Origin of the sequence: Rhizobium leguminosarum bv. viciae USDA 2370 (genome assembly GCF_002008365.1) — a bacterium.
GTDB lineage: Bacteria > Pseudomonadota > Alphaproteobacteria > Rhizobiales > Rhizobiaceae > Rhizobium > Rhizobium leguminosarum.
On record NZ_MRDL01000015.1, the window covers coordinates 487,356 to 507,756 of the forward strand.

Annotated in this window: 14 protein-coding genes; 3 read left to right on the top strand and 11 right to left on the bottom strand. The window is 62.1% G+C overall.

The genetic code is table 11. The features are described from left to right. Positions 1-6 precede the first annotated feature (6 nt). The 11 genes from addA to BS629_RS08495 form a co-directional block, all read right to left on the bottom strand. Positions 7-3,558 carry a double-strand break repair helicase AddA gene (gene addA, locus BS629_RS08445; protein ID WP_018244179.1) on the bottom strand — a complete coding sequence of 1,184 codons (3,552 nt, stop codon included), beginning with the start codon at positions 3,556-3,558 and terminating at the stop codon, positions 7-9. Continuing rightward, positions 3,551-6,742: a double-strand break repair protein AddB gene (gene addB, locus BS629_RS08450; protein ID WP_018244180.1), complete on the bottom strand. Its 3,192-nt coding sequence runs from the start codon at positions 6,740-6,742 to the stop codon at positions 3,551-3,553. Before addB ends, addA begins: the two co-directional genes overlap by 8 nt. Before the next feature lie 3 nt (positions 6,743-6,745). After that, entirely contained in the window at positions 6,746-7,477 is a 732-nt protein-coding gene (locus BS629_RS08455; RefSeq protein ID WP_018244181.1) for a nucleotidyltransferase family protein, read from the bottom strand. 13 nt (positions 7,478-7,490) lie between these two features. Next, positions 7,491-9,008 carry a bifunctional tRNA (adenosine(37)-N6)-threonylcarbamoyltransferase complex ATPase subunit type 1 TsaE/phosphotransferase gene (locus BS629_RS08460; protein WP_018244182.1) on the bottom strand — a complete coding sequence of 506 codons (1,518 nt, stop codon included), beginning with the start codon at positions 9,006-9,008 and terminating at the stop codon, positions 7,491-7,493. Continuing rightward, positions 9,005-11,590: a sensor histidine kinase gene (locus BS629_RS08465; protein ID WP_018244183.1), complete on the bottom strand. Its 2,586-nt coding sequence runs from the start codon at positions 11,588-11,590 to the stop codon at positions 9,005-9,007. The genes BS629_RS08460 and BS629_RS08465 overlap by 4 nt, the downstream gene beginning before the upstream one ends. Before the next feature lie 203 nt (positions 11,591-11,793). Further along, on the bottom strand, positions 11,794-13,194 hold the full coding sequence (gene ahcY / locus BS629_RS08470; protein WP_011649859.1) for an adenosylhomocysteinase: 1,401 nt from the start codon (positions 13,192-13,194) through the stop codon (positions 11,794-11,796). Positions 13,195-13,348: 154 nt separating this feature from the next. Then, positions 13,349-13,624, bottom strand: a complete 276-nt coding sequence (locus BS629_RS08475; RefSeq protein ID WP_003544133.1) for an HPr family phosphocarrier protein — start codon at positions 13,622-13,624, stop codon at positions 13,349-13,351. Positions 13,625-13,633: 9 nt separating this feature from the next. After that, positions 13,634-14,035, bottom strand: a complete 402-nt coding sequence (locus tag BS629_RS08480) for a PTS sugar transporter subunit IIA (RefSeq protein ID WP_003544139.1) — start codon at positions 14,033-14,035, stop codon at positions 13,634-13,636. Positions 14,036-14,185: 150 nt separating this feature from the next. After that, positions 14,186-14,638: an HPr kinase/phosphorylase gene (locus BS629_RS08485; protein ID WP_018244184.1), complete on the bottom strand. Its 453-nt coding sequence runs from the start codon at positions 14,636-14,638 to the stop codon at positions 14,186-14,188. Continuing rightward, positions 14,635-16,425 (bottom strand): sensor histidine kinase, encoded by a 1,791-nt coding sequence (locus BS629_RS08490; protein WP_018244185.1) that lies wholly within the window; start codon positions 16,423-16,425, stop codon positions 14,635-14,637. Before BS629_RS08490 ends, BS629_RS08485 begins: the two co-directional genes overlap by 4 nt. A 131-nt stretch (positions 16,426-16,556) precedes the next feature. Continuing rightward, positions 16,557-17,291 carry a response regulator transcription factor gene (locus tag BS629_RS08495; protein ID WP_003544146.1) on the bottom strand — a complete coding sequence of 245 codons (735 nt, stop codon included), beginning with the start codon at positions 17,289-17,291 and terminating at the stop codon, positions 16,557-16,559. A 340-nt stretch (positions 17,292-17,631) separates the two neighbouring features. On the opposite strand from BS629_RS08495, the gene BS629_RS08500 reads away from it, so the two are divergent. From BS629_RS08500 to BS629_RS08510, 3 genes are all read left to right on the top strand, one after another. Then, positions 17,632-19,242, top strand: a complete 1,611-nt coding sequence (locus BS629_RS08500) for a phosphoenolpyruvate carboxykinase (protein ID WP_018244186.1) — start codon at positions 17,632-17,634, stop codon at positions 19,240-19,242. A 108-nt stretch (positions 19,243-19,350) separates the two neighbouring features. Next, positions 19,351-19,788, top strand: a complete 438-nt coding sequence (gene arfB / locus BS629_RS08505; protein WP_018244187.1) for an alternative ribosome rescue aminoacyl-tRNA hydrolase ArfB — start codon at positions 19,351-19,353, stop codon at positions 19,786-19,788. A gap of 1 nt (position 19,789) precedes the next feature. Further along, positions 19,790-20,401: an alpha-ketoglutarate-dependent dioxygenase AlkB gene (locus BS629_RS08510; protein ID WP_018244188.1), complete on the top strand. Its 612-nt coding sequence runs from the start codon at positions 19,790-19,792 to the stop codon at positions 20,399-20,401.

Genomic DNA, 20,401 nt, shown 5'->3' on the forward strand with positions numbered 1-20,401 from the left:
GGTATTTCACTTTGTCTTGACCGCTGCAAGCGCCAAACCTAGCGCCTTTTCGCTCAGTGTGAAGAGCGAGGCGTTCTCGGTATAGACAAGCATGCAATCGATACGCTTCTCAGGATAGAGCGGCGCCAGGATCTCGCGATAGATCGCCAGCTGCGCCCGGTGCGCGAAGGGGATGGTCTCTTCTGTTGTCGGCGGCACCCGATTGGTCTTGTAGTCGAGAATGACGACGCGATCGGCAAGGACGGCAAGCCGATCGATACGGCCGGAGACAGCATAGCGCCTGTCTTCCAGCGTCAATGTTCCCATGATCGAGACCTCTGGCTGGGCCTGCGCACCGAGGACGACCTGCAGACCCTCCTCGTCCAATAGTTTCAGAACCGAATCGACAAGCTTGCGCCGTTCGGCTTCCGGCCAGAATCGCGCCGCTCGTTCGGCATAGCGGCTTGCCGCATCAGGCCGTTCGCCAAGTGGAATTTCGGGAAGCGCCTGCAGCATGCGATGGATCAGCCTGCCCTTCTCCAGTGAACGATCGCTGCGCTCCTTCTCGCCGAACAGCGGCGAAATGACGAGCAGACTGCCCTCGTCTTCATCGACGATCGTCCCGGCACCGGAAGGGCTGAGCGGCCGAGGCAGCTCAGCCTGCGGCGGCAATGGCCGCAACAGGCCGTCCGGCAAGGTCTCCTCGCTGTCGCGCTCTTCGTTGCGATCGGTACGCTCGAAGCTTCGTTCTACCCGCGGCACGCGCCATTTGATGCCCGGCCATTCACCATCGGGGCCGGAGAATGTGGTCGCCTCCACATGCGGATGGTCGTCGTGCAGTGCCGTCGAAATCATCATATGCCAGGTGTCGTTGTTCACCCGCACGCCACGATAGCCGCAGACGACCAGCCGGTCGGCCGCGCGCGTCATGGCGACATAGAGCAGCCGGCGATATTCTTCTTCCGCCAGCATCTGGATACGCGCCGCATCGTCCTGGGTCAGCGAATTGGCGAGATCGGAGACAGGAACCCAGACGGGCATCGGCGGCTCGTCGGGGTCGGTCTCGATCAGGCGAAGCTTCGGCAGATGGGTATGGGTGAAGGCCTTTGAACCGCCGTCGACGAGGAAAACGATCGGTGCTTCAAGACCCTTGGAGGCATGCACCGTCATGATCCGCACCTCGTTGCGCCCCTTATCCTGCTCGCGTTTCATCACGGGTGCTTCGAGCTCCAGCGTCGAGATGAAGGATTGCAGACCGGGAAGACCGGAGCTCTCGTGGTCGAGCGTGAAGGTCAGGAATTCGTCGAGAATATCGCTGACCTCGGTGCCGAGACGGGCAAGGAATTGCCGCCGCCCGCCATAACTACCCAGCACGCGCGCATAGAAATCATGGACCGACAGGCTCCTGGATTGCCGGAGAAACAGCTCCAGCCTCTCGACGGCAGCACGGAAACGTTCGGTGCCGTCGGCGGCGAAGCTTTTGAGATGGCTCCAGACGCTCTGATTGTCGCCGCGCAATGCGGCGATCGCAAAGATGTCGTCTTCGGAGAGGTCGAAAAGCGGACTCTTGAGCACGGCGGCGAGCGACAGGTCGTCTTCCGGCAGAAGCAGGAAACGGCCGAGCGCCAGCAGATCCTGCACGGCGATATGGCTGGTCAGCACCAGCCTGTCTGCGCCGGCGACCGGAATATCGCCGCGGCGTTTCAGCGCCCGCGTCAACGCATTGACGAAGGCGTCGCGCTTGCGCACCAGCACCAGGATGTCGCCGGCCTCGATCAGGCGCTCCTTGCCTTTGTCGACGATCGTTTCGCGGCCGACGAGCGTGCCGACCGAATGGGCGATCCGCCGCGCGAGGATTGCGGCCGGCGCGCTTTCCGGCGTCGCGTCGAAGGGCGCCGTCCAGTCTTCCTCCTTCACCACGGCTTCCGGCGCGACCATCTCCCAGAGGTCGACAGCGCCGGGATGTCCGATGCGGCTGGAACGATGCACGACCGGTTCGCCGAGCGCGCTCAGGCCGCGCGCGTTGTCGGGTGCCTTGAAAATGTGGTCGACGGCCTCAAGCACGTCGGCAGTCGAGCGGAAGGAAAGCGGCAGGCGCACCGAGGAAAAGCTCTGCCCGCTGTCGGAAACGCGCCGCCGCGTCCGGTCGCTCTCCTCGGAAAAACGCTCAGGCCGCGCCCCCTGGAAGGAATAGATCGACTGCTTTTCGTCGCCGACGGCAAAGAGCGTGCGCACGATCGGCCGGGCGCTTTCGCCGGAGAAAAAATCTTCGGCGAGCGACTGGATGACGCTCCACTGGATCGGGCTGGTATCCTGCGCCTCGTCGACGAGGATATGATCGATGCCCCGATCGAGCTTGTAGTGGATCCACGGACCGACGCCACTTTTCGTCAGCAGGTCGGCGGTGCGGGTGATCAGGTCCTCAAAGTCGAGCTGGCTGCGTTGCTTCTTCAGCTCTTCATAGTCGTGATTAAGTCTGTCGGCGAGCACGAGTGCTGCATGCGTGGCGCCGTACATCCGCATCAGTTTCAGCCGGTCGCGGCTTGTTGCGACATGCGCGCGGGCAATGGCGATGGCGCTCGCCAGCTGCGGTGCCTCGGCAAGCATGGCCTTGACGAAGAATTGCGAGTCCGCCTTGGGCTCGCCCTTCACGGTCAGAAAGATTTTCTCGAGAAACTCAGCGCGCCTTGCCTCATCGCGCTCCCGCCCGGCGAGCCTGAGGCCGTAGGCAACCTCCTGCGCCTTCGCACCGCCCTTCTGGTCGGCAAGCGAGAGATAAAGCTCCAGCGTGCCGCCCGAAAGCTCCGGCAAAGGCCAATATTGCGCTGCGATCCGGCTTTCGGTGTCACCAGCGGCGAGACCCAGCCTCTTGCGCAGGACCTTCTCCACACCGCCCTGCTGTTCAGCCGTCGCCGTGAAACGACGAATGGCGTTGCGGTTGGCGACGATGTCGCCGAGCAGGTTCTCCAGTCCGGATTCGTCGCCGAGATTGAGTACATAGGCGAATGCCTCGGCAAGCGCGCTGTCTTCCTCCGGCGCTGTTGCCGTCAGCAGCGCCCGGCGCGCATCGGAAAGCAGCGCCACCGCCGCGCGATCGTCGAGAACCGAGAAATGTCCGGCAACGTTGGCTTCCAGCGGGAACTGATGCAGCAGCGCCTCGCAAAAGGCATGGATCGTCTGGATCTTCAGTCCGCCGGGTGTCTCCAGCGCCTTGGCAAACAGCCGGCGAGCTTCGGCGAGCTTCAGTCCGTCGGGAGCCGTACCCTCGATCTGCGTTATCCGCCGGCCGAGGTCTTCATCGTCAAGCACCACCCATTCCGCCAGCCGTTCGAAGACGCGGTTCGACATTTCGGACGCCGCGGCCTTGGTATAGGTGAGGCATAAAATGGCGGAAGGCCGCGCACCGGCAAGCAGCAGCCGGATGACCCGCTGTGTCAGGACATGCGTCTTGCCGGAACCGGCATTGGCCGAGACCCATGCCGAACGCAGCGGATCAGAGGCAATCGCCTGCTGGATCGTCGTCCAGCCGATCCAGGCGCCCGGATCGTCGTCGTTGGGAAGGGCGGTCACATCACTCATCACCGCCCTCTTCGGTTTCGGCCGTTGACCATTCGGAGACGCGGGCAAGATGATCGTAGTCGCCGCCGAAATCGAATTGCTGGGCCGGGATCAGCCGGGAGGTAAAGCCCCTTTCGTTGGATTGCAGCAACCCCACGAATTTGACCAGCTGATCGATCGATTCGGCCGCGAGATCCATCGCCGATTTCGCCTTGTCGCTGCGGGCAGAGCTCTCGTTGTTGACCGTATCGACCTGGAAGCGGCTTCCCGGACGCAGACGCACATAGAGAAGGTCCTGCGGCACGAGGCTGCCGGCATCGCGGAAGGCGCCGGCGCTCAAGGCCGCCGCTTCGAGCGCAAGCTGCGGATCGAGAAGCACGCGTGCCTGCGCCGGCGAGGGATTGTAGCCGGTCTTGTAGTCGATGATATCGGCGGCGTTTGGTCCGGTGACGTCGATCCGGTCTGCGACGCCGGTGAGCCGGATATTGATCGACTCCAGCTCCATGCCGCCCCGCACTTCCGTCAGCGTTTTCCGGATGCCATGTCGCCGTCCGGCCTCCCATTCGAGGAAGACGCCGGCCACCGCGCGAAAGCGCGGCCGCCACACGGCATCGATATGCGGCGGCAGCTGCTCCATGTCGAAAAGCTCGGAAAGGATGGCCTCCATGGCCGCTGCCGCATCCGGCGTGCCGGCGATGTGTGCCTCGCGGATGAACCGGTCAATGATCTTGTGGTAGAGCGTTCCGCGTTCGGCCGCGCCTGGATCGCGATTGAACGGGTCGACGGGGTCGAGCCGCAGCACACGGCGGGCATAGATGGCATAGGGATCACGGCGCAGCCGACCAACTTCGCTGAAGGAATAGGATTTCGGTTGCAGGGCCAGCGGCGGTTTCGGCGAAGGTCGCAGCGCCGGCGCCTGACCATCTCCCCGATCGATGAGACCGGCCCATTGGAGAAACCGGTTGCCGCGTCCCTTCAATTCCGCTTCGAACGCCTCTCCGCCAAGCGCCAGCAGCCGCTGCAGCCAACGCGAGGCGACGGTCGGCGTCGAGCCCTGGCGCAGCGCGCGCGCATAGATCAGATGGCGCGTGCCGTTTGCCATCTCGAAATCATGCGCCAGCTGGCCGATGCGCCGCTCCGGTGGCTCGAGGCCGATCTCCGTCTTCATCATTCGCGGAATGAAGGGATTGTTGGCGGTCTGCCCCGGCCAGGTGCCTTCGATCAGGCCGCCGAGGATCAACGTATCGACGCTCTGCAGGCGGGCTTCCAGCGTGCCGAAGATGAAGAGCCTGGGATGGCTGAGCGCCCGCGGCTTCACCGCATGACCGGCCGCAAGGGCTGCCATGATGTCGATCCATTGCGACCCGTCGGCCTCCATCTGGCCGTCCGTGTCGATCACTTCACCGAGCAGGGCAGCGAGTGCATCTCCTGCTTCACCAGACCAGAGATCGGCGAGATTGCCTTGCGGATCGACCGCGACCGCTTCAAGCGAACGGCCGGTGCGCTCCGCCCATTCGGACAATGTGAAGCGCACTGTTCTTCCGCGATCTTCCGGCCGGTGCCGGATCAGCGCCGAAGCCAGCGGCTCGGTCGCTTGTGCGACCCGCCGGGCGAGGCCGTATGCGGCGTCGGCGGCCTCAGGCGAAAGCGCTTTTCGCCATTGCGGCGCATGCCTGTCCAGGGCCTGTTCGGCAAGTTGGCGAGTGAGCAGCGGTTCCAGCGTGCTGATATCAACCTCTGCCACGCCGCCGCGCAGCGCCAGCAGCTCGAGCGCCTCGGTAGCGGAAATCAAGGCGTCGCGTTCCAGGCCGAAGCGGGCAAGCGGATGTTTGAGCAGCGAGATGATCGCCACTGGATCGCCCGGCCGCAGCGCTGCCTCCAGCAACAATTGCAGCAAGGTGCCCTGCGGCATGGCCGAAAGTGGCGTGCCCGCCGAATCATCGGCGAGGATGCCGAAGCGGGAAAGCTCGGCCATCACCCGCCGCGCGAGATTGCGGTCCGGAGTGATGAGTGCTGCCCGGCTTTCGCCATCCTGTCCAGGTCTTTCCAACGCCAGCCGGAGTGCGATGGCAATTGCGGTTGCTTCCTCTCGCTCATTGGCGGCTTCGATCAGCGAGACATCAGAGAAGGCCGAAGATAGCGCACGTGCCGGCAGGTCGTTCTTCCATGCTCCCCAGTCGCTGGTCGCCTCCGCCGGGGCAAGTGCCCGCGACAGGATTTCGGCGCGCCGGTCGAGATCGGCCTCCGGCCTATCGAGGAGCGTGACGTCGGCCCGCGTCAGCTTCAGCCGCTTGAGCAGCGACGACAGACCATACTGCGGATGGCTCCGGCTTGCCGGATTGGCATGTTGGCCGGGCGTCAGTTCCGGCGCGACCATCTGCCAGTGCCTTTCGGGCATGGAGAGATCGAGACCCGGAAGCACGATCACGCCTTCAGGCAGATGGGCGACGGCGGCGATGAGATCGGCGGTGGCGGGAACGGAACCCGTCGAACCGGCGATGATGATCGGTCCGCCCGGTTTCGTCGCCGAAAGCCGGCTTGCTTCGGCCCGGAGAATGGCGTTTCTGTGCCGTGCCGGCGAGGATTTGCCGAGTTCAGACAGCCGCTCCGGCCAGAATGCGCTGGCGATCTGCAGAAATTCCGCCGTCAACTGCCACCAGGCGGCATAGTCGCCGGTGTCGAGTTTCGACAGTTCGGACCAGTCGAGATCCTCGGTCTCGATGGAATCGATCAGCTCCGCAAGGTTGCGGGCGAGCCAGATCGCATCCGCCGGACTTGCCGGCGCAACGAGCGGCGAGTCCGAATGAATGTGGCGGACGATCTCCGGCAGCTTGTTTCGCCAGGCAAGGATCAGGCGCCCCAGCTCCAGCAGACGGGCGGTATTCGACAGCGGCTGGGCGAGATCGATCGTTGCCGGCAGCACCTCGTCGAAATAGCCGCTATCGTCGTCGGTTTCGCCGAGTGGACGGATGACCGGCAGGATGGCTGAGCGGCCGCCGAGCAGGTCGACGAATTCCGAGCGCAGCACACGCACGGCGCGCCGGGTCGGCAGGTAGATCGTCACCTTGGCGAGCGACAGCGGATCATCGGCCTCGTGCCGGAAAAGCGTCGTCAGTCGGCCATCGCAAAGCGTCGTCGCCAGCATTTTCAGGAAGGGGAGGCCCGCCGGGATTGTCAGGATGCGTGGCTGGTGCCGCTCTGCCATGGCTCAGGCAAACGCCCGCAACCTGCGGATCGTTTCCTCCGCCTCGCCGATTGCCTCCGGCGTTCCCACAGTCAGCCAATGGCCTTCGAGCACCATGCCGAAAAGCCGTCCGCGCGCGATCGCCTTGTCGAAATAGATATTGAGGTTGAAGGCATCCTTCGGTGCATCGTCGAGCAGCGACGGGTTCATGACGATCGCTCCGGCATAGACGACGGGATTGGATGGATCGTCGCGATAACGCGTCAGCCGGCCATCGGTTGCAAGGCTGAAGTCGTTCTTGCCGTTGTGACCTGTCGTATCCTCGATCCCAACGCAAAGCAGCGCCATGTCCATGCGTTCACTATCGAAGAATCCGGCTAAGCGTTGCAGGTTGGTCGGTCGCCCCGGCTGCTCGCCGATCCAGAAGAGATCGGCATTCATGACGAAGACATTGTTGCGGTTAAGCAATGTCAGGCCCTTCGCCAGCCCGCCGCCGGAATTCATCAGAGCTTCCTGCTCGTCGGAAATGATGATGTCGAGGCCGCGGTAGTTCCTGAGATGGGCGAGCATCTGGTCGGCGAAGTGGTGAACATTGACGACGGCGCGTTCGACGCCGGCCGCAACCAGGGAATCCAGCGCGTAGTCGATCATCGGCTTGCCGTCGATCTTCACCAGCGGCTTCGGGATCGTATCGGTGATCGGGCGCATGCGGGTTCCGAGACCCGCGGCCAGTACCATGGCTTGTCTGATGGTCATTCTGATCCGGAACTTATGATTCGCTCTGGCCTATTCCAGCCCTTGTGCACCAATCGCGCAAGGGGGCAAGCGTTTCATGCTCTAGCGCGACGTTCAGATAGGCAAGCGTGCGCGGCATGTGTTTCAGATAGCCCGGCTTGCCGTCGCGCTGCAACAAGCGCACCCAGAGACCGGCAAGCTTGCAATTGCGCTGCGCCGACATGATTGCCCAGGCCCTCATGAAGCCGGCTTCGTCGAAACCGCCCTGTGCGCGGCGAAGCCCCAGATAATCATCCATCAGTTGCCGGAAGAGGCCCGGCTCGATCGATACGCGCGCATCCTGGACGATCGAGGCGAGATCATAAGCCGTGGGGCCGATCATGGCGTCCTGGAAGTCGATGAGGCCGATCCGTTCGACGCCCTTCGCATGCGGTCTCCAGATGATATTCGGCGAGTGGAAGTCGCGCAGCAGCAGGTTCTTCTCGGCCGTTGCGAGTTCGTCGATGAGTGTATCCCAGATCGCCAGATAATCCGCGCGTTCGGCTTCGGTTGCGGGTGCGCCCTGGCGCTTCCAGGGCAGGTGCCAGTCGAGCACCAGCCGCACCTCCATCTTCATCGCCGTACGGTCGAAATCAGGAATATGATGGACATGCCTCTTTCCAACTGGGATGTCGTGCGGAAATTTCAGAGCGTGCAGTCTGGCCAGGCAGGCAACGCTTTCGCGATAGCGTTCGATAATAGGCTGTCCGTGGGCGTCCAGCACGCCGTCACTGCCGAGATCTTCGATGAGCAGGATACCCTTGTTATAATCCACCTTGTAGACTTCGGGCGCCGCAAAGCCGTCCTTGCGCAGCGCATCGGCGATCGCCACGAAGGGATAGGCGTTTTCGGCAAGATGCGCGACTTTGGGATAGGGTTTACCGTCGAGAACTGGCGGGCCTTCGGCAAGAGGCGGCCAGTCCATCAGGATGATGCGCTGGTTCTCGGCCTTCGGATAGATCGCCTCATAGGCGCGCAGCGAGGCATCGCCGGTCAGGAAGCGGCGTTTCGCTGCGGGGTAACCTGCAGCGTCAAGGAAATCGCGGATCGCCAGGACACGGCGGATGCGTGTAATTTGCGCGCCAACGGCTTTGATTGTTGCCCGGCGGCCCTCGCCCTCATGTTCCAGCGTCAGTGCGATGCGCTGAGTGGGCAGCTCGCTGTCCGCCATCTCCGGCCATTCGACGAGACCGATGCCGTTCTGCAGAGCCTCGTCGAAGCCGAGTTCGGTCAGTTCGGCGGGGTCGCCGAGCCGGTAGAGATCGAAATGCGAAATGGGGATGCGCAGATCGTAGGACTGGACCAGCGTGAAGGTCGGGCTCGGGACCTCGAGCTCTTCGTCATCGGCCATGGCGCGCAGGATCGCCCGGGCGAGCGAGGATTTCCCCGCGCCGAGATCGCCGGAAAGGGCAAGGCAATCGCCGGCCTTCAGGGCCAGTGCGAGATCTTCGCCGAGGCGGATGGTAGCCGCCTCGTCTTTCAGGAAAAGCGAGATCGCATGGCTGGTCGTCATTCGGCGGCGGCGGAATGCGGTACATCGACCGAGGGGATACGGCAGACGACGGTCGTGCCCTTACCCGGCTCGCTGTCGATCGTCACGTCGCCATGATGCAAACTGACGAAGCTGTCGACGATCGAGAGGCCGAGGCCGGCGCCGCCGCGTTTGCCGCTTTTCGCCCCCGTGGCAAAACGGTCGAAGACGGTCGCGATCATATCAGGTGAGATGCCGGGGCCGCGATCGCTGACCGAGAAGACGAAATCCGTGCCTTCGCGATGGCATTCCAGCGAGATCGAGGTGCCTTCGGGCGAGAAATTCGCTGCATTGGAAAGAAGCTTCAGAAGGATCTGCTTCAGCCGCTGCGGATCGGCAATGATCGAGCCGAGATAGGCGGGTGCGGTAATTTCAAGCGCCACGCCGCTTTCGTGGAGGCGATCGGCGATCTGCATCGAGACGTCGTCGAGCAGATCGTTGAGATCGATATCCGCATAGTTGAGGCGCATGATGCCGGCGTCGACGGTCGCAAGGTCGAGGATATCGTTGACGAGCGTCAAGAGAACCGAGGACGAGGTCGAGATGTGGTCGATATATTCGGCCTGCCGTTCGTTCAGCGGCCCGACACCCGGTGTACGCAGGAGATCGGTGAAGCCGATGATGTTGGTCAGTGGCGAACGCAGTTCATAGGAAACGTGCTGGACGAAGTCGTTTTTCAGCTCGTCGGCTTTGCGCAGTGCTTCGTTCTTCTCGGTCAGCGCGCGCTCGGCACGCACGCTGTCCGTCATGTTGACGAAGGTCAGCATGGTCTGCGCGTTCGGCAGCGGGATGACGGCGTAGTCGAGCACGAGGCCGGAGAAGAGTTCCAGCGTTCCCTGGCCGGAGCGGCGTTCGTCGTCAAAGCTGGTGATCAGTTCCGCGAAGGTCTTCCAGCCGTCCGGCCGGTCATAGGACGGCGCGCAGGCCTCGCCTAGCGCACGGATATGGGTGCCGGGCTTGGCTTCGGTTTCGGTGATCCCCCAGAGCGCGCGGAAGGCCGGGTTGGAAAGGCGGATGCGTCCATCAGGGCCGAACACCGCCACACCTTCGGAAAGATGGTCGATCGTTTCGCCCTGCACCTTGACCAGTGTGTTGTAGCGCGTTTCGAGATCGACCTGCTCGGTCAGGTTTTCGAACACCCAGGTGGCGCCGCCCTGCGGATGGGCGGTTGCAAAGACGCGCAACGTCTGTCCGTTCGGCAGGTGCCAGAGATCGGATTGCGTGTCGAGCGCGCGATAAACGGAAAGTGCGGCTTCCTTCCAGCTTTTCCAGTTGAGCTGGTCCGGTAGCTTCTTGGCCGCCCGCAGCCGCTCGAGCAGCTCGCTATTGTCAGGTCGGCCTTCGAGGAAGGCGATATCCAGCTCCCAGAGCGCGACGAAGGCCTGGTTGTAGAATTGCAGCCGGCGGTCGCCGTCGAAGATGGCAACCGGCGTGGCGAGATGGTCGAGCGTTTCGGCATGGCTCTTCAGCGTCCGTTCCAGCTCGGCGCGCACTGCCTCTATGTCGGACACATCGATCGCGATGCCGGCCGAGCCGCCGGGAACCCTGACGTCGACGACGTCGAAGAAGGTGCGGTTGCCGTGCACGACCGTCGAAATCTTGTCGTGGAAGGGCGATTCCGGCGTCGTCGTCGCGCGAATGCGTTCGCGCGCCACGGTCGTCAGCATCTCGCGGCCTTCATTGATCGCCTGCTGCGGCGATCGCGCCTCGACCGCCTCGCCATAAGCCTGGTTGACCCAGGTGAGGCGGCCCACCGGGTCACGCTGCCAGGCCGGCATGTCGATCGCGTCGAGCATGGTCTGGAAGGCCGAGATCGAGGTCATCAGCCGGTCGCGCTCGATCCTGAGCTCTGCGAGCTCGGCGCGCAGATTGTTGAGCGCCACGAAACGGACGAAGGCCCGCCCGCCGGAAACCCGGCCCTGCGCCTCGAGGATTTCGTCGCGGATGGTTTCGACCACCATGTCGAAGCTCTGCGCCTCGTCGCGCAGCCGGTCGATCGCCTTTTCCAGCTCGGAAGCCGAACGTGACTTCAGCCACAGCCCGAAGGCCAGGAATTCGCCGTCCTGCGGCGCGCCGGTCTCAGGTGGAAGTTGGCCGAGCAGTTCGGGGCGCGCATTGCCGTCCCAGATGACGATCCGCCGGTTCTTGTCGGCGATCAGAGCCTGGTATTGCGAAATACGCTGCTGAGCATCGGAGAGCGCCGAGCGGATTTCCCGGCTCTCGTTTTCCAGGTTGCCGCGCTGGCGCACGAGCCACAGCGTCGACAGCAATGCTGCCGATATGACACCGATGACGACGGAAACACCGATCACCTGCGAGGATGTGAAGAGGTGAGCCGAAGCCGCCGCCTGCTGCTCCGCCTGCGCCAGAGCCGGCCGCGCCAGCGCGGCAAGCGCCGTGCCGGCAGCGCAGCTTTTAAGAAAGCGCGCCAATGGTCCGTGCTCTTGCTTTGCGGCCTCGTGTGCCGTTGCAGATTTATATCCTTGGCCTGCCATAAGCGGGCGGCGATCGGCGCGAGCGCCATCATCCGCCTGACCGGGCAGGCTGCTTTTCATTTCCGACATCCGCGGTATGTCTCCGTCCTTCAATGTGCCGCATTACGACAAGACATCCCATTTTCGGAGCGGTCGGACAGAGTCCGGCGCCACGAATCAAGTCTTAAAACAATACTTCGGAAGGGAATCGGCGGGAAGGGAGCGTCCAAAAAATAAGCCGCGACATTTGTCAATGCCGCGGCTTCTACATCTTGTGGATATTAACGATCAGATCAATATCTGTAGTGGTCGGACTTGAACGGCCCCTTCGGCGAGACGCCGATATAGGCAGCCTGTTCCTCAGAAAGCTCAGTCAGCTTCACGCCGAGCTTGTCGAGATGCAGGCGTGCGACCTTTTCATCGAGATGCTTCGGCAGGATATAGACCTGGTTGGAATACTGGTCGGGCTTGGTGAAGAGCTCGATTTGCGCCAGCGTCTGGTTGGTAAACGAAGCCGACATCACGAAGGACGGATGGCCGGTGGCGTTGCCGAGGTTGAGCAGACGGCCTTCGGAAAGAAGGATGATGCGGTTGCCCTTGGGGAATTCGATCAGGTCGACCTGTGGCTTGACGTTGGTCCACTTGAGATTGCGCAATGCAGCGACTTCGATTTCGTTGTCGAAGTGACCGATATTGCCGACGATGGCCATATCCTTCATCGCCCGCATATGGTCGATCCGGATGACGTCCTTGTTGCCGGTGGTGGTGATGAAGATATCGGCCGAGGAAACGACGTCCTCGAGCAGAACGACTTCATAACCGTCCATCGCAGCCTGCAATGCGCAGATCGGATCGGCTTCGGTCACCTTGACGCGGGCGCCGGCGCCGGAGAGCGAAGCGGCAGAACCCTTGCCGACGTCGCCGTATCCGCAAACGACCGCAACCTTGCCGGCCATCATGACGTCGGTGCCGCGGCGGATGCCGTCGACCAGCGATTCCTTGCAGCCATACTTGTTGTCGAACTTCGACTTGGTAACCGAGTCGTTGACGTTGATCGCCGGGAAGGGCAGCAGGCCCTTCTGGCTGAGCTGGTAAAGTCGGTTGACGCCGGTCGTCGTTTCCTCGGTGACGCCCTTGATCGCGTCGCGCTGCTTGGTGAACCAGCCCGGGGAAGCGGCGAGGCGCTTCTTGATCTGTGCGAAGAGGATTTCCTCTTCTTCGGAATGCGGGTGAGACAGCACGTCCTCGCCGGCCTCGGCGCGGGCGCCAAGCAGGATGTACATGGTGGCATCGCCGCCGTCATCGAGGATCATGTTGGAAAGGCCGCCATCGGCCCACTGGAAGATCTTGTCGGTGTAGACCCAGTAATCCTCGAGCGATTCGCCCTTGATGGCGAAGACAGGCACGCCGGAAGCGGCGATCGCGGCAGCGGCATGATCCTGCGTCGAGAAGATGTTGCACGAGGCCCAGCGGACTTCGGCGCCGAGCGCGACCAGCGTTTCGATGAGCACGGCCGTCTGGATGGTCATGTGCAGCGAGCCGGTGATGCGCGCGCCCTTCAGCGGCTTAGTCTGGCCGAATTCGGTGCGGCAGGACATCAGCCCCGGCATTTCGGTTTCGGCGATCGTAATTTCCTTGCGGCCGAAATCCGCAAGCCCGATATCGGCGACGACATAATCTTTTTCAGTGCTCATAGAGGCCTCCAGGCTGAAAACGTCTCAAAATTGGCGCAGGCGCGAAGATGACCGCGTGCAAGCGCACGGCATGTCCGCCGTTTAGCAGGCTTCGCCCGGGATGGCAATAAGGATATAAAGAAGTCTTTATATGTTTATATGAGCTCGCCGGCGCTCACATTTCTTCGCCGAACCTATTCTGGATCAGTTGGTCCAGCGCCTCCAGCGCTTCCTCGGCCTGGCTGCCGCTCGCCGAGACGACGACGCTCGAGCCGGGGCTTGCCGCAAGCATCATCAGTCCCATGATGGAGGTACCGCCGACCGTCATCCCGTCCTTGGAAACGGTGATCGCGGCATCGAAGGTCTCGACCATCTGCACGAATTTGGCGGAAGCGCGCGCGTGAAGACCGCGCTTGTTGATAATGAGGAGTTCCCGGGAGAGCGATGTCATGAAGGCTCGTTATTTTCCGCTGAGCACACGGCTTGCGACATTGATATATTTCCGCCCGGCTTCGGAAGCCTCCACCAGCGCCTTCTCCATGTTGTTCTCGCCGCGCACGCCGGCAAGCTTGATCAACATCGGCAGGTTGACGCCGGCAATGACTTCGGTATGGCCGCTGCTCATGACTGATATGGCAAGATTGGACGGAGTGCCGCCGAACATGTCGGTCAGGATGACGACGCCATGGCCATCATCGGCACCGGAAACGGCTTCCAGAATATCCTGCCGTCTCTGGTCCATGTCGTCTTCGGGGCCAATACAGACCGTCTCGATAAATTTCTGAGGACCGACGACGTGCTCGACAGCATGACGAAACTCTTCAGCCAGCTTGCCATGAGTGACAAGCACAAGTCCGATCATGATATTACTGCTCCCATAGACGCAAACGGTGGACCCAATATCGCAATGCAGCAATTACGTCCACCGGTGGGGGCACATCTTGGCTATGAAAAGCCGAAGTGCAAGATAAAAATGCGACTATATAAGGCAGATTGACCAATCCGGAAGGCCCTAGCGCCCGATATCCGGCACTTTTGCCATCAGGACCGCAAGGGGTGAGGAAACGCCTGCGAGCAACCGCAATGCGGGAAGCGACAAACCGGCGGCAAGGCTCACCATTTCGCCCTCGGGAGGCACCCGGGTTTCGCCGGTGGCACTGCCCGGAAACACGGCATAATGCATGGCCGCCCTGGGAATATGCTCCTGATGAACGATACCGGTGCCACGAAGCTCCATCAGCCCGGTGATCGACGGCGGGCACGCGGCAATCACCGCGCCGGCCTCTCCTGAGAGAAGAACTTGGTCGTCGGCGACAAGCGCCGTGAACAGTCCGAGGCGGCGCGCCTCCGTCATGCAGGTGAAGGCCAGCATCGATTTGCCCCAGCCGGAAGGCCCGCTGAACAGCAGTCCCGTCTTGCCGACCACGATCGCCGTCGCATGGATGTTGAAAGCTGCCTCGGTCATGCCGCTGTGCCGACTGGCAAAGAGAGGATGAAGCGCGCGCCGAGCACATGCCCGCCTTCGGCATCGGTGATGTTTTCGGCTCTCAGCGAACCACCATGCGCTTCGGCGATCTGCCGGCTGATCGAAAGGCCGAGCCCCGAATTCTGGCCGAAGCCTTCCGATTCCGGCCGGTCCGTATAGAAGCGTTCGAAGATGCGGTCGATATTTTCCGCCTGGATGCCGGGGCCGTTGTCTTCGATAGTGGTGACGCAGCGCGAACGCGTCCGCACCAGCCGCACAGTAATCTTGCCGCCCTTTTCCGGCACGAAAGAGCGGGCATTCTCGATCAGGTTGGCGATGATCTGGCCGATGCGCAGATCGTGGCCATTGACGACGAAGCGCGTCTTGATGTTCGGCTTGCGCTCGATCGCATATTCGATCTCCACCTGCTTCTTGCTGCTCCTGACCTGGCGCGAAACCTCGATGAGGTCACGCAGCAGCACCTCCATATCGACGGAGCCGGCATCGACGCGTGCGAGTTCGGCATCGAGACGGGAGGCGTCGGAAATATCGCTGATCAGCCGGTCGAGGCGGCGGACATCGTGCTGGATGACGTCCATCAGCCGCTTCTTGGAATCGTCGGATCGGGCAAGCGGCAGCGTTTCCACAGCGCTTCGCAGCGAGGTCAGCGGATTCTTGAGCTCGTGGCTGACATCGGCCGCGAAACTCTCGATTGCATCGATGCGGTCGTAGAGCGCCGTCGTCATCTCGCGCAACGCGATGGAAAGGTTGCCGATTTCGTCCTGGCGGGCGGAGAAGTCGGGGATCTCCTCGCGTGCCTTGGCCCCGCGGCGCACACGGATGGCGGCCGCCGAAAGACGGCGCAGCGGATTGGCGATCGTCGATGAAAGCACCAGCGAAAGCAGCACGTTGACGAGAGTCGCGACGCCGAAGACGCGCATGATGGCAAGCCGCTCGGCATGGACGATATTGTCGATGTCGCCCGCCTGCGTCGACAGCAGCAAAACGCCGAGCACGGCACGGAAACGCTGGATCGGCACGGCGACGGAAACGATGAGCTCGCCTTTCTCGGTGGTGCGCACGACCGCGCCGCGCACGCCGGTGAGCGCATTCATCACCTCGGGATAAATCGAGCCGTCGCCGCCCGGCGCTTCCTTGTAGAGCGGCAGATTGCCGGGCTGCAGCGCCTTGTTGAACAGGGTGGCGAACCACTCGCTCCAGGTCTGTTTCTCCTCTTCAACAGGCGGCAGGTCGAAGCGCAGCACCTGGCCGCGCGAATAGAGATGGCGCGAATCGAGCAGCAGATTGGCGTCGGCATCGAAGATGCGGGCGCGTGTGCGCGTCGGAGAGATCAGTCGGCGCAGGACGGGCGCGACCTTCTCGGGATCGATCGGGAATTCGAGATCCTCGTCATTCGGCACCGGGGTGATGCTCTGGCCGGCCTGCAGCTCGAGCAGTTTCTGCGGATCGATGGTGATCGAGTTGGTATCGACCGAAGCGGAGGCCGAAACGGCGCCGGCAATGATCTCGCCCTGCGTCAGCAGGCTCTCGACGCGGGCGTCGATCAGCCCCTCGCGGAACTGGTTGAGGTAGAGGATACCGCCGACGAGCACCAGCAGTGCGGCAAGATTGAAGAACAGGATGCGCCGCGTCAGGCTCGAAAAGACCGCATTGCCGAAGATGCGGCGGATCAGGGTGAAGGGATGCGACCAACGCCGGCCCCGGACGCGACGGGTGCTTACGCCCTCCGCATCGTCCAGATCCCTTTCCTGCACCAACTGTGCCAACGACAGGCCCTTTCGAAGGGCGGGGCCGGATGAACCGGCCCGCAGCCCTTAATATTTCCGACAGCGCCGCGCGTCTTTTCAGACGCGCAAAGGACGCTGTAACATTTTGACTGCTGCTGCGCCGCTTGGGCTCAGGCTGCTTCGCGGAAGCGGTATCCCACTCCGTAAAGTGTTTCAATCATATCAAAGTCGGTGTCGACCATCTTGAATTTCTTGCGCAGCCGCTTGATGTGGCTGTCGATGGTTCGGTCGTCGACGTAGACCTGTTCGTCATAGGCCGCGTCCATCAGCGCGTCGCGGCTTTTGACGACGCCGGGGCGCTGCGCCAGCGAATGCAGGATCAGGAATTCGGTCACCGTCAGCGTCACCGCCTCGCCCTTCCAGGTGCAGGTGTGGCGTTCCTGGTCCATGACCAGCTGCCCGCGCTCCAGCGAGCGGGCCTGCTGCACCGCGCCGGTCTTCGGCGCGCCGGTAGGGCTGGTGCCGGCGGCGGCGGCTTCACGGCTTGATGCGCGGCGCAGGACGGCGCGCACGCGCTCCACCAGCAGACGCTGCGAAAAAGGCTTGGTGATGAAATCGTCGGCGCCCATCTTCAGACCGAAGAGTTCATCGATCTCCTCGTCCTTGGAGGTGAGGAAGATGACGGGAATATCCGACTTCTGCCGCAGGCGGCGCAGCAGTTCCATGCCATCCATGCGTGGCATCTTGATGTCGAAGATCGCCAGCTGCGGCGGTCGGGCCAGAAGGCCGTCGAGCGCCGAGGCACCGTCCGTATAAGTCTCGACCTTGTATCCTTCGGCCTCCAGCGCGATCGACACCGAGGTGAGGATGTTGCGGTCGTCATCAACGAGCGCGATTGTCGGCATGGTGTTGGTCTCCGTCATCAGTGCGCAATCTCCCGGATTTTGCTCTCCCCAGGCGGTCTCAATGACCGGATGCGCTTATGGAGGATAAAGGTGGAACAAATTGTGGCAAAGATAAAGGGGGAGGATTGTCGTAAAATTCGCAAAGCAATCTCAGGTGGCATACCAAAATAGTTAAACGCAGACTTTTCAAACGATTTAAAATTGAGGGTATAAATTTAAATCGATTAATTATTTGATATCACTGCATTTTCTCAAGTTTTCCATCTTGTGTTTTAAAATTTCTGCCCGTATTTTCGTGCTCAGTTTTAACGGCAACGAGCCTGAGCGAAGGGAACTAGCCATGGAAATGTTCGGAGTTCATAACCCGGCAATAGAGCTGGCAACGGTGGGATTGGGCGGCGCAGCCAGCGTTCGTTACAACTTTTCCGCCGCCGCGCTCTATGAAGAAGCGATCCGCCGGGGCGAAGCCGAACTGACCGCTCAGGGCGCGCTGCGGGCTATCACCGGCCAGCACACGGGCCGTTCGCCGCGCGACAAGTTCGTCGTTCGCGACATCAATACCGATGGCGAAATCTGGTGGGACAACAACAAGCCGATCTCGCCGGAACATTTCGCCTTGTTGCGCGACGATATGCTGGCGCATGCCGCGGGCAAGGAGCTTTTCGTCCAGGACCTCGTCGGCGGCGCCGAGGAAGGCCATGCCCTGCCGACCCGCGTCGTGACCGAGTTCGCCTGGCATTCGCTGTTCATCCGCAATCTGCTGATCCGCCCCGACACCGCAGCGCTGTCCAGCTTCGTCCCGAAGCTGACGATCATCGATCTGCCGAGCTTCAAGGCCGATCCGGCTCGCCACGGCTGCCGTTCGGAAACGGTGATCGCCTGCGATCTCACCAATGGTCTCGTCCTGATCGGCGGCACGTCCTATGCCGGCGAAATGAAGAAATCGGTCTTCACCGTGCTCAACTACCTGCTGCCGGCCAAGGGCGTGATGCCGATGCACTGCTCGGCCAATGTCGGTCCGGACGGTGACGCGGCGGTCTTCTTCGGCCTTTCCGGCACCGGCAAGACGACGCTTTCGGCCGATCCGGCACGGACGCTGATCGGCGATGACGAACACGGCTGGAGCGAAAACGGCATCTTCAACTTCGAAGGCGGCTGCTACGCCAAGACGATCCGCCTCTCGGCTGAAGCCGAGCCGGAAATCTATGCGACGACGCAGCGCTTCGGCACCGTGCTGGAAAACGTCGTGCTGAACGAAAGCCGCGAGCCGGATTTCAACGACGGGTCGCTGACCGAAAACACCCGTTGCGCCTATCCGATGGACTTCATCCCGAACGCTTCGGAAACGGGCCGCGCCGGGCATCCGAAGACGATCATCATGCTGACCGCCGATGCCTTTGGCGTCATGCCACCGATCGCCCGCTTGACGCCTGACCAGGCGATGTATCACTTCCTCTCCGGCTACACCGCCAAGGTGGCCGGCACGGAAAAGGGTGTCGTCGAACCGGAAGCGACCTTCTCCACCTGCTTTGGCGCACCCTTCATGCCGCGGCATCCGGCCGAATATGGCAATCTGCTCAAGGAGCTGATCAGCCGTCATGGTGTCCAATGCTGGCTCGTCAATACCGGCTGGACCGGCGGCGCCTACGGCACCGGCAAGCGTATGCCGATCAAGGCGACGCGCGCACTTCTCGCCGCCGCCCTGACCGGCGAACTTGGACAGGCCGAATTCCGTGCTGACACGAACTTCGGCTTCGCCGTGCCCGTCTCCGTCGACGGCGTCGACAGCAGCATTCTCGATCCGCGCTCGACCTGGGCCGACAAGGCAGCCTATGACGCGCAGGCCGAAAAGCTGGTCTCGATGTTCATTGCGAACTTCGCCAAGTTTGAAAATCATGTCGACGGCGGTGTTCGCGATGCCGCCCCCGGCGTGAAGGTCGCCGCCGAATAAGGGCGAGATTTCTGACTCACGTGAAACCCGGCATCGCAGGATTGCCGGGTTTTTTCTTGATCATGGCCTATATTTTCAATTCGCCGTTGATGTGAGATAGAACGCCGCATGGCCAGCGACGCGCTCTATATCGATGACAGGATCACCATCGCGGGATGGGAGCTGACGGAACAGTTCGTTCTGGCGGGCGGCCCCGGCGGGCAGAATGTCAACAAGGTCTCGACCGCGGTCCAGCTGTTCTTCAACATCCCGAATTCGCCGTCCCTGAATGATCGTGTCAAAACCAATGCGATCAAGCTGGCCGGCCGGCGCTTGTCGAAGGACGGCGTGCTGATGATCGAGGCGAGCCGGTTTCGCAGCCAGGATCGCAACCGCGAGGATGCGCGCGACCGGCTGAAGGAACTGATCCTGGAGGCCGCCAAGCCGCCACCGCCGCCACGCAAGAAGACCAAGCCGACCAAGGGTTCGGTCGAACGCCGCCTGAAAGAAAAATCCGGCCGCTCGGAAGTCAAGAAAATGCGCGGCCGCCCCGGCGGTAGTGAATGACATGGTCGCGCTCTTGAACGGCATCCGCCATCTCCCGGGCTATCTCGACCGCGCGCGTCAGGAGGCATTGGTCGAGGTGATCCGCACCATCGTCGCCGAAGCGCCGCTTTACGTGCCCGTCATGCCCGGCACCGGTAAGCCGATGTCGGTGCGCATGACCAATTGCGGGCCGCTCGGTTGGGTGACGGACAAAGAGCGCGGCTATCGCTACCAGCCGACGCATCCGGCAACCGGCAGGCCCTGGCCTGATATGCCGCAGCAATTGCTCGATATCTGGAATGACGTTTCGGGTTGCGACAAGCTGCCGGAAGCCTGCCTCGTCAATTTCTACTCCGACGAAGCCCGCATGGGCCTGCATCAGGACAAGGACGAACAGGATCTCAAGGCCCCGGTCGTCTCGATCTCGCTCGGCAACAGCTGCCTCTTTCGTGTCGGCGGCCTCAGCCGCAATGATCCTACGCTGTCTTTCAAACTTTCAAGCGGTGATCTGGTGGTGCTGGGCGGCGAGGGGAGGCTTTGTTTCCACGGCGTCGACCGTATCCATCCGGCGACTTCGACGCTGCTGAAGAATGGCGGCCGCATCAATCTGACGCTGCGCCGCGTCAATTCCTGA

What these genes read in the sequence shown, in the direction of transcription:
- addA (WP_018244179.1), bottom strand. Translation starts at nt 3,558, where the DNA reads ATGAGTGATGTGACCGCCCTTCCCAACGACGACGATCCGGGCGCCTGG.
- BS629_RS08480 (WP_003544139.1), bottom strand. Translation starts at nt 14,035, where the DNA reads ATGATCGGACTTGTGCTTGTCACTCATGGCAAGCTGGCTGAAGAGTTT.
- BS629_RS08455 (WP_018244181.1), bottom strand. Translation starts at nt 7,477, where the DNA reads ATGACCATCAGACAAGCCATGGTACTGGCCGCGGGTCTCGGAACCCGC.
- BS629_RS08475 (WP_003544133.1), bottom strand. Translation starts at nt 13,624, where the DNA reads ATGACATCGCTCTCCCGGGAACTCCTCATTATCAACAAGCGCGGTCTT.
- BS629_RS08500 (WP_018244186.1), top strand. Translation starts at nt 17,632, where the DNA reads ATGGAAATGTTCGGAGTTCATAACCCGGCAATAGAGCTGGCAACGGTG.
- BS629_RS08465 (WP_018244183.1), bottom strand. Translation starts at nt 11,590, where the DNA reads ATGTCGGAAATGAAAAGCAGCCTGCCCGGTCAGGCGGATGATGGCGCT.
- arfB (WP_018244187.1), top strand. Translation starts at nt 19,351, where the DNA reads ATGGCCAGCGACGCGCTCTATATCGATGACAGGATCACCATCGCGGGA.
- BS629_RS08510 (WP_018244188.1), top strand. Translation starts at nt 19,790, where the DNA reads ATGGTCGCGCTCTTGAACGGCATCCGCCATCTCCCGGGCTATCTCGAC.
- BS629_RS08460 (WP_018244182.1), bottom strand. Translation starts at nt 9,008, where the DNA reads ATGACGACCAGCCATGCGATCTCGCTTTTCCTGAAAGACGAGGCGGCT.
- ahcY (WP_011649859.1), bottom strand. Translation starts at nt 13,194, where the DNA reads ATGAGCACTGAAAAAGATTATGTCGTCGCCGATATCGGGCTTGCGGAT.
- BS629_RS08485 (WP_018244184.1), bottom strand. Translation starts at nt 14,638, where the DNA reads ATGACCGAGGCAGCTTTCAACATCCATGCGACGGCGATCGTGGTCGGC.
- BS629_RS08495 (WP_003544146.1), bottom strand. Translation starts at nt 17,291, where the DNA reads ATGCCGACAATCGCGCTCGTTGATGACGACCGCAACATCCTCACCTCG.
- addB (WP_018244180.1), bottom strand. Translation starts at nt 6,742, where the DNA reads ATGGCAGAGCGGCACCAGCCACGCATCCTGACAATCCCGGCGGGCCTC.